The sequence below is a fragment of the Streptococcus sp. Marseille-P7376 genome (genome assembly GCF_902460385.1).
GTDB classification, from domain to species: domain Bacteria; phylum Bacillota; class Bacilli; order Lactobacillales; family Streptococcaceae; genus Streptococcus; species Streptococcus sinensis.
Genome location: NZ_CABPTS010000025.1, coordinates 18,973 through 27,791 on the forward strand (window position 1 = coordinate 18,973; position 8,819 = coordinate 27,791).

Below are 8,819 nucleotides of genomic sequence, written 5' to 3' on the forward strand. Positions count from 1 at the left end.
TTAAGCCTCCAATGCTGACTGCAAGTCAGTCACTAAATCTCGGCTATCCTCAATACCAATAGACAGTCTCAGTAGATCATCCGTCAAACCATAAGAATGGCGCATTTCTACAGGAATATCTGCATGCGTTTGAGTTGCCGGATAGGTAATTAAACTCTCCACTCCTCCCAGACTTTCAGCGAAAGTGAAGATTTTAAGATTATTCAATAAATCAGGTATTTTACTCTCATCCACAACCTTAAAAGAAATCATACCTCCTTTTCCTGGGTAAAGCACCTCCTTAACAGCCGCAGATTTTTTCAAAAACTCCACGACAGCTAAAGCATTTTGCGTAGAACGTTCCATTCTCAAAGACAGGGTTTTGAGCCCCCGAAGAAGCATATAACTGTCAAACGGTGATAAAACGGCACCAGTTGTATTAAGTTGATAAAAAAGCTTTTCATAAATCTTAGCATCACTGGTCATAATCGCTCCGGCTAAAACATCGTTGTGCCCTCCTAGATATTTGGTTGCAGAATGCAAAACAATGTCTGCTCCATCCTCAAGTGGCCTTTGATAAATTGGACTGTAAAAGGTATTATCTACTACCACGGTCGCGCCTTTCTCATGAGCAGCTTTAGCAATGCGAGCAATATCAAACTCGACCATCAAAGGATTTGTAGGCGTTTCGATATAAACAACATCCACTTGGTCTGTCAATTCAGTTAACAGCTCTTCTTCACTGCGAGCATAACTAAAATGAAAGCGACCTTCTTGCTCGAGCTGATTAAACCAGCGGAAAGAGCCACCATAAAGGTCCCGTACAGCAAGAACTTTGCTGCCCACTGGAAATATGCTAAAAGCCAAAACAATGGCACTCATCCCTGAGCTAGTTGCTAAAGCATAATCTGCACTTTCAATAGCTGCTAGCGTTTCTTCCAAACTAGCACGTGTCGGATTCTTCGTACGCGTATAATCATAGCCTGTTGACTGACCAAACTCAGGATGCTGATAAGTAGTTGCAAAATGCAAAGGTGTTGTCAGGGCACCAGTCGTTTTATCATTCTTAATCCCAGCTTGAGCTAAAATAGTATTTAGTTTTAAGTTCTCACTCATAGCAACCTCCGATAAAAAATATTGGGAAATTTCCCTCAATTGTTTTACCTTTCTATTGTAACATTTTCAGAAAAAGCTAAACTTTTTTCTTTTTAAGATCTAGGTATAGTTTGAAGCTATGGTCACTATTTTAATATCAGCTGACTATGCTCTATTCAAAGAAAACATCCAAGCATCTTCCAGATTTTTTTGAGGAAGTCGAAGCTTTCTTTAGCCACCGACTCTACCAATTTTTATAAAAGAGGTTTGTTAGTTTTTCTTGAATATCAGACAATTTGCTGTCCTGTCTTGATTCAAAACAAAAAGCCCATAGGCTTTTTATTTGATGTGAAAAGTCCGACGCAGACTGGTTGCTCTTTCACCAATAAAGCGATCCAGCAAACGAACGCTGAGTGAGAATCCTCCGTAAACTGCGACTCCAATTCCTCCGATAATGGCTAAATAGATAAAACTCGAAATCCGTCCGCTTGGCTGGAATAAATAACCAATGATAAATTCTGATATGAGAACAACCAGTGTCATCAAAACAGTTAAAATACAAGTCAAGATTGTCCGTTTTTTAAGATTTCTAGGATTCAAACCAGTAACCTTACGAATTTCTTGATACATCAATACAATTGGAATAATCAGACCAATGGTTGTCGCAAGAAGAGTTCCGTATGCTTTAAATAAATAGATAAGCGGAATTTGTAAGATCAGCTTGACAGCAACTCCATAGAGGAAATAGATGATGGCCTTTCTATTTTGAAAAAGTGCCTGAATCATCGGAGCAAGGACTGTATAGATACTTAGGATAATCGTTTGCAGCATAGCAAAGATGAAGAGCCCCAGAGCCAGGCTATCTGGTTTTCCATAAAAGACTGTATAAAGCGGCTCAGCCACTAGAACTGATCCAATCGTAGCCGGTAAGATAAAGAAGAGTAACATGCTGAGATTATCCTGAACCAGACGGGCAGTCGCCTTCAAATCTCCCTTAACATAGTTTTCTGTCAGCAACGGGATTCCAACCCCACCGATTGAAGTCGCCACAGCAATCAAAATCATCGTAATCTTATTAGGATTGGCTGAGAAGTAAGCAAACATGACTTTCAACTGAGACTCATTGAGACTTGTGAACCACTTCATGCTGTTGATAAAGGTCATCTGGTCAATGATTTGGAAAAGCTGAATGGCTGATCCTGTAATGATGAAAGGGATTGCTTCCCGAACCGTGTCCCAGAGCAAAGTCCGCCCCTTGATTTCTGCTGAATTTTCAGGTTTATCAAGAATGGACCGCAACATGCCAGTCTTCCACAGATAGAAAACCAAAACTCCCATACTAGCCAGCATCCCAATAAAGGCAGCAAAGGTGGACTGGGTGACGGCCTCTACATAGTTTCCAGATCCAATCTTCATGATGAAAAAGGCAGTCAGGAGCATCCAAATAACCCGAATAACCTGCTCCGCAATCTGGCTGATGGCGTAAGGCTTAAGATTGTTAAACCCTTGGAAAAAGCCACGGATAACACTCATGGACGGGAAAATCAGCACAGCCCAGGATAGGCTTTGCATGACTGGAATCAAGTCCTTGCCACCGCCCGACATGCTAGCGAAAACAGGAGACAGCAGGTACATGATGACTGCAAAAACAGCCCCTAAAAGCAGCATAAATTTCAAAAACTCACGAATAAGGGTAAAACTATGCTCTTCCTTATCGATGGTGTTGTACTTGGCCACCTGCTTAGCGACGGCCACCGGTACTCCTGCTGTAGAAATCAGCAGAAACCATGCATAGATATTGTATCCCATGGTGAAGAGACCATTGGCTTCCGCTCCGTGCCGTCCCATCCAGATATACCAAGGAATGATATAAATAGCTCCTAAGAGACGGCTAATAAAATTACTGGCAGTCAGCCAGGCAGTCCCCCGCAACATTTGCTGCTGCTGACTTGTTGTTTTTGGTTGGTCCATAAATAACCTCTTTGATTTATTCTTATTTTATTATAAACTTTTCCTGAGCTCTTGTAAAACATAGTCTTTAGGTTTACAATAGAGATATGATAAAAATTAAAACTGCATTAGATATTTTGAAAAAAGACCACAATTTCCGTGAAATTATTGCAAACGGAGAATACTTCTTTGATTACAGCGACAGCGAATTCGCCTTCTCCAAGATTAGCTATGACAGCCGAGAAGCTGATGCTTCTACTCTCTTTTTTGTCAAGGGCGATCATTTCAAGAGAGAATTTTTGGAAAAAGCTGTGACAGCTGGGCTTAGATTTTATATTAGTGAAACAGACTTTGAAGTTGGTATTCCAGTCCTCTTAGTCAATGATGTCAAGCAAGCTATGAGTCTGATTGCTATGGAATTTTACGGTCATCCAGAACAAAAGCTCAAACTTTTGGCCTTCACTGGCACCAAGGGCAAGACCACGTCGGCTTATTTTGCTTTTAATATTTTAAAACAAAGCCACAAACCAGCCCTGCTTTCTACTATGAATACTACTCTGGATGGAGAAACTTTCTTTAAATCAACTCTCACAACTCCTGAAAGTCTTGATTTATTCAAAATGATGGCGGAAGCTGTCGACAATGGCCGAACCCATCTGATCATGGAAGTATCCAGTCAAGCCTATCTTAAAAAGCGGGTCTACGGCCTGACCTTTGATGTGGGCGTCTTTCTCAATATCAGCCCTGACCATATCGGCCCTATTGAGCATCCGACTTTTGAAGACTACTTCTACCACAAGCGACTCCTGATGGACAATAGCCGAGCTGTTGTCGTCAACAGTGGCATGGACCATTTTCAGGTTTTAGCCGAGCAAGTAGCTGCTTATGACCATGACTTTTATGGGCCAGCTTCCAGCAATGCCATCCTGAATTCCCTCGCCTTTTCCTTTGAAGTCCAAGGAAAACCGGCTGGTTCCTATGATATCCAGCTAATCGGCCGCTTCAATCAGGAAAATGCCATCGCTGCAGGACTAGCCTGTCTGCGACTGGGCGCTTCTTTGGAAGATATCCATTCAGGTGTTGCCCAAACACGTGTACCCGGCCGTATGGAGGTTCTAACTCAAAAAAATGGTGCCAAGGTCTTTGTTGACTACGCCCATAATGGCGACAGTTTAGCTAAGTTGCTGTCCGTCGTTCAAGAACATCAAAAAGGGAACATTGTCTTGATTCTGGGAGCAACTGGAAACAAGGGTGAGAGCCGGCGTAAGGACTTCGGCCTCCTCCTCAACCAACATCCTGAGTTGAACATCATTCTGACAGCTGATGATCCGAATCGAGAGGATCCTATTGCCATCGCCCGTGAGATTGCCAGCTACATAACCTTTGAGGTGAACATGATTGCTGATCGTGAGGAAGCCATCAAAAAAGCCCTCAGCCTAACGAATGCTGAAGGCGATGCGGTCATTCTTGCCGGCAAGGGTGCCGATGCCTATCAAATCATTAATGACCAAAAAGTTGTCTATCCAGGTGATTATGCTGTGGCAGAGAAATATTTATAAACAAAAGGGATTGGAAAAATATGCCAATCCCTTTTATGAACTCCAATTAACTAAAAGATAGATCAGGCTAGAGCCAAACATGTCCGCCAGAGCATGCATGAGAAAGAAAGGGAGGAGATTTTTAACCTTGTACTTATAGAGAAAGTAATAGAGAAGGCCAAAGACAACCCCAATCATAGAGGCCCAGAGTAGCCCTTGATAAGTATGGAAAGAAAAACGGATAAGAGTCGAATAGAGAAGAACCTTCCATTTGTATTTATCCTCAACTGATGTTAGCAAGCCCAAAAAGAAAAATTCTTCATAAAAGCCATTCAGCAAACTATAAAGGATAGCCATCGAACTTAAGGCAGCAAACTTACGGACAATCTCCATCAGGTCAATGTAGGGCCACAACTGCGGATCAAAATAATTATACTCTCCGCTGATTGTCGTTACAATATCTGCAATAATTCCCATCAGAGCAAAGATAAAAGGAACCCAAAACAGTACAGACCAGCTAAAACGGATGGGCAGTTGCTTAAAGTCATAGCGGCGAATGACCAGATAGAGCAGGGCTAGAGCCAACAAAATTAACTGAAGATACAAATTGCTAGAGTAAGCAGCGCCATTACTTGCGGTATCTGTTATTCCCTCAGTATAAGGGACTTGATCCATACTGCCTAAGTAGAGTTCTGTCGATCGATAGATAAACTGACCAAACATAATCACAGTAATAATCACAATGTCAAACCACTTCAAATACTTTAGCGGTTGCGACGGACGAATTTTTTCTAATAGTTTCATCGTTACTCCTTCCTTCTGCATGAAATAGTAAATTCAATTTTATACTTTGTCCACTATACCACAAAAAACTTAAAAAAGTTTATATTGACGAGACCGGCATGGATACCAATCTTTATTGGAAAACTCCTAGAAGTGAGAAAATTTGCAACAGGATTAGCGGATGCGTTTTAAAAGAATTTCAGTAGTTGCCGGACCATTAGAGCAAGTATTTGTAGCTCTTATTCTTTATGTTTTAACAGTTTTTTATTTTAAGCAAGAGAAAAACAGCAAACCAATTTGATTTACTGTCCTTTACGTTAGTATTTCATTGATATGCTTGAATTATTTCAACTAATCACAGTATTATTTTGATTATTTTTTTCTAACGCTGAAGATAAACAATAAAGCACTCAGTATCATTTGAACAATCGCTCCCGGAACAATACCGAGCCAATCATATATTATAAGGAGTACTCTTGGGACAGGTATTGAACCATTAAGATTTCCTCCCATATAAAGAACCAAAATCAGCAGTGACGCTAAAAACCATATAGCACCGAATAAAATACCAAACCAATCTCTTTTTTTATTCATTGTTGCCTCCTAAATTTGATTTTTCTAGCTAAATACTTATTATATTATATCATTTTTAAGGTGTTATTTCTACTGTCAGCATACATACTTGTTTTCAGATCTTTCATAGGAATAGATAGAAAGAGCGAGAAAGGATACAAAAGATGATAGCATATCAGTCCTGATAAGAGCTGAATTTCTCCATTCATGTTGGATCTTTTGACAAGTGTATTTTTCAATATACGCTCCAGATTTTCCAAAGTCATTCTATCAATGATTGCTTCATGCACTTTTCAATCGTCTGCCGGTTGCTTCTAGCTAAATAGTGATTTTGCTTATCTTTGTAAAGCTTTTCTGCCTTGAAGTTGACGATCTCACTGCAATACTCCTAGTTTTTTAAAAATGCGGGTTATGCTTGCTTTATTACACTAGTCCCCTATAAACCAAAGCGAATTTGCAATTATAAGCCTAACAAAGCAATAAGCAAGCTATCACAAGGACAGCCTGCTTATTTTTTAGGATATGTTTAATTTTCTACATAAGTGTGAAGCGGATAAGTCGGATAGGTCAAGGTACGCGCCAACTCAGAGGTCACATAACCTGCCGGTGCATCCAGCACAGACGGGATACGATTGACAATTGTGGCACAAGTCAGAGACACAGTATCTGGCTTGCTGACAGAAAAGACTAGATTTGGATCACCTGTAATTTCCCAATCACACATATCGCCATCATCTTCCCGATAAACCTTGCCAATACATTCTACTTCCAATTCAATTCCTTGATGAGTATGAATGGTCGTCACAGCTGACATGCCTGTTACCTGTCCTGCCGGAATAACTCGACCTAGCGTTTCTGAATAAACATCTTCATCCAAAATGTAAGGCACGCTCTTTTGTGAAATATCCTGAATGGTCCAGTTCATCTTAGAGCAGATAGCTTCCGCAGCATTCCACATATAGGATGGCAAACTTTCGGCAGAAGCAATTTCTTTATCAAATCGTTCTACATCATAGCCAGCACCGTGCGCTTCTGCTAAAGCCAAACCATAATCCTCTACATTATAGCTGGCAACCCCTTTGACTTTTTGAATGCGATTGAGACCAGACATAGCTAAGTAAGGCATATTAATCCAGTAGATATCTTGCATACCAGATCCCATGATGGTGACACCATATTCTTTAGCCAACTTATCCAAGCGGTTCGTTTCAGATGGCGACGTCGTCCATGGATAAATAGCTTCTTCACAGGTCGTGATGATATTAACACCATGCTTGATAGCTGTTTCAAAAAAGCCATACATATCAGGCATATAGGAGGCAATGGTAATAATGGCAATATCGGCATCGCACTGGTCAAATACACTGTCAGCTTTATCGGAAATCAAAACACCTGTCTTGTAGCCTAATCCCGCAAAATCACCAACATCTTGTCCTACTATCGCAGGATTATTGTCAATAGCGCCAACAATCTCTACACCGTGGTCCACTAGATATTTAAAAATAACCTTGGACATTTTGCCACAGCCATATTGCACGGCACGAATTTTTGCATTTCTCATTGGAAACCCTCCTTTAATTGTAATATTTTTCACAATTATAGTATAATATCTCTAGTAACTAGAGAGTCAATAGAGAGTTTTGAAAAATGAAAAAAATTTTGCGCATTGGAGAATTTTCCAAAATCAATCACATTTCCATTCAGACTTTACGATTTTATGATCAGATTGGTCTTTTAAGGCCTTATGAGGTTGATCCCGAGACTAACTACCGCTACTATCACATCAATCAATCTTCACTCGTTGACTCCATTCAATATCTACGACAATTAGATTTTTCTTTAAAAGAAATCAAGGAAATTCTCTCCGATCGAGATCAGTTTCATCTGCACCGGCTTATTGAAGAACGGTATCAGCAATTACTCCAAGAAAAAGAAATGCTAGAAGAGCGGATAAAGGAAATTGAAATTTTTCGTTCTGGTGCACAGCTTTATGGCGAAAAGCAGACTGATCAAAAGTTGGAAATTGTGGCATTCCCTGAACGACACATTCTATCCTTCTCTATTGATCAAAATATTTACCAGCTAGACAGTGAAGAGTATGAACTCTATCTCCGCTATTTCAAACAGGAAATTCTCAATTATAACCCCTTTTTTAATAATTTCAGCCGAGTTGGCTCCATTATGAAGCAAAGAGATTTTCTAAATCAAAATTGGTTCTCAAATCAGTTTTGCCTCTTTCACCAGGCTCAAAATGAACTTCCCAATCTCATTCCAGCCATACTGCCTAAAGGAAGCTATGCTGTTGCTTACTGTTCATCATTCGAAGAAGAAGTGAGAAATCTCCCTCATTTTCACCAAGAATTAGCCGATGCAGGCTATCTGGTTACAGGTGATTATATCTGCGAAGTGATTCATGAACAACCTCAACTAAATGAAAAGCACCGCGACATGTTTATTAGAATGCAAGTGCAGGTTGAAAGCAGCTGAAACATCCCCTTACATTAATATTTGATGAAACTTGAGAAAATTTTATAAAACAATAAAAGGCTTAAGACCAAAGTTTTTTGGCTCTATAATTTCTGTAGTGGGTAAATCCACCGCAGGGATTATGGAGCCGATTTTGTTGTAGAAAAAAAGTCCCATAAGACCTATAATGAAAAGCAACGAAACCATCATTAGAAAGACTCATATGAAACAAGAAATTTTATCACAAACCTACTCGAAATTAAAGACAAAAATATCATCATTCTAGATTACAAGGACTCGGGGACTCATAAAGAAATCCTCGCTAAGCTAGATTATCCCGCACCTAAATGCCCTCACTGCCAAGGAAAAATGGCTAAATATGACTTCCAAAAAGAATCGAAAATTCCCTATTTAGGGTGCGCGGGATACAAGACA

Annotated in this window: 7 protein-coding genes and 1 pseudogene; 3 read left to right on the top strand and 5 right to left on the bottom strand. The window is 40.0% G+C overall.

Translation table 11 applies throughout. The features are described from left to right. Entirely contained in the window at positions 1 to 1,095 is a 1,095-nt protein-coding gene (locus tag FZ952_RS10100) for a cystathionine gamma-synthase (RefSeq protein ID WP_148881575.1), read from the bottom strand. Positions 1,096 to 1,413: 318 nt separating this feature from the next. Continuing rightward, positions 1,414 to 3,045, bottom strand: coding sequence for a polysaccharide biosynthesis protein (locus FZ952_RS10105; protein WP_148881576.1), 1,632 nt, complete (start codon positions 3,043 to 3,045; stop codon positions 1,414 to 1,416). 86 nt (positions 3,046 to 3,131) lie between these two features. Between FZ952_RS10105 and FZ952_RS10110 the strand changes: the two genes are divergently transcribed. Further along, positions 3,132 to 4,583 carry a UDP-N-acetylmuramoyl-L-alanyl-D-glutamate--L-lysine ligase gene (locus tag FZ952_RS10110; protein WP_148881577.1) on the top strand — a complete coding sequence of 484 codons (1,452 nt, stop codon included), beginning with the start codon at positions 3,132 to 3,134 and terminating at the stop codon, positions 4,581 to 4,583. A 33-nt stretch (positions 4,584 to 4,616) separates the two neighbouring features. On the opposite strand, the gene FZ952_RS10115 is transcribed toward FZ952_RS10110, so the two are convergent. The 3 genes from FZ952_RS10115 to FZ952_RS10125 form a co-directional block, all read right to left on the bottom strand. Then, complete coding sequence (locus tag FZ952_RS10115; protein ID WP_148881578.1) at positions 4,617 to 5,366, bottom strand: CPBP family intramembrane glutamic endopeptidase; 750 nt, start codon at positions 5,364 to 5,366, stop codon at positions 4,617 to 4,619. A 351-nt stretch (positions 5,367 to 5,717) separates the two neighbouring features. Continuing rightward, complete coding sequence (locus FZ952_RS10120) at positions 5,718 to 5,939, bottom strand: hypothetical protein (RefSeq protein ID WP_148881579.1); 222 nt, start codon at positions 5,937 to 5,939, stop codon at positions 5,718 to 5,720. Between the two features lie 505 nt (positions 5,940 to 6,444). Continuing rightward, positions 6,445 to 7,479, bottom strand: coding sequence for a dihydrodipicolinate reductase (locus tag FZ952_RS10125; RefSeq protein WP_148881580.1), 1,035 nt, complete (start codon positions 7,477 to 7,479; stop codon positions 6,445 to 6,447). Positions 7,480 to 7,565: 86 nt separating this feature from the next. Here FZ952_RS10125 and FZ952_RS10130 point away from each other — a divergent pair, with 86 nt between their 5' ends. After that, on the top strand, positions 7,566 to 8,405 hold the full coding sequence (locus FZ952_RS10130; protein ID WP_148881581.1) for a MerR family transcriptional regulator: 840 nt from the start codon (positions 7,566 to 7,568) through the stop codon (positions 8,403 to 8,405). A 219-nt stretch (positions 8,406 to 8,624) separates the two neighbouring features. Continuing rightward, positions 8,625 to 8,819: pseudogene (locus FZ952_RS10135) on the top strand (ISL3 family transposase); the annotation flags it as partial.

Bases quoted from the DNA above. Each gene is read 5' to 3' on its own strand.
- FZ952_RS10100 (WP_148881575.1), bottom strand. From the start codon at position 1,095: ATGAGTGAGAACTTAAAACTAAATACTATTTTAGCTCAAGCTGGGATT.
- FZ952_RS10105 (WP_148881576.1), bottom strand. From the start codon at position 3,045: ATGGACCAACCAAAAACAACAAGTCAGCAGCAGCAAATGTTGCGGGGG.
- FZ952_RS10110 (WP_148881577.1), top strand. From the start codon at position 3,132: ATGATAAAAATTAAAACTGCATTAGATATTTTGAAAAAAGACCACAAT.
- FZ952_RS10115 (WP_148881578.1), bottom strand. From the start codon at position 5,366: ATGAAACTATTAGAAAAAATTCGTCCGTCGCAACCGCTAAAGTATTTG.
- FZ952_RS10120 (WP_148881579.1), bottom strand. From the start codon at position 5,939: ATGAATAAAAAAAGAGATTGGTTTGGTATTTTATTCGGTGCTATATGG.
- FZ952_RS10125 (WP_148881580.1), bottom strand. From the start codon at position 7,479: ATGAGAAATGCAAAAATTCGTGCCGTGCAATATGGCTGTGGCAAAATG.
- FZ952_RS10130 (WP_148881581.1), top strand. From the start codon at position 7,566: ATGAAAAAAATTTTGCGCATTGGAGAATTTTCCAAAATCAATCACATT.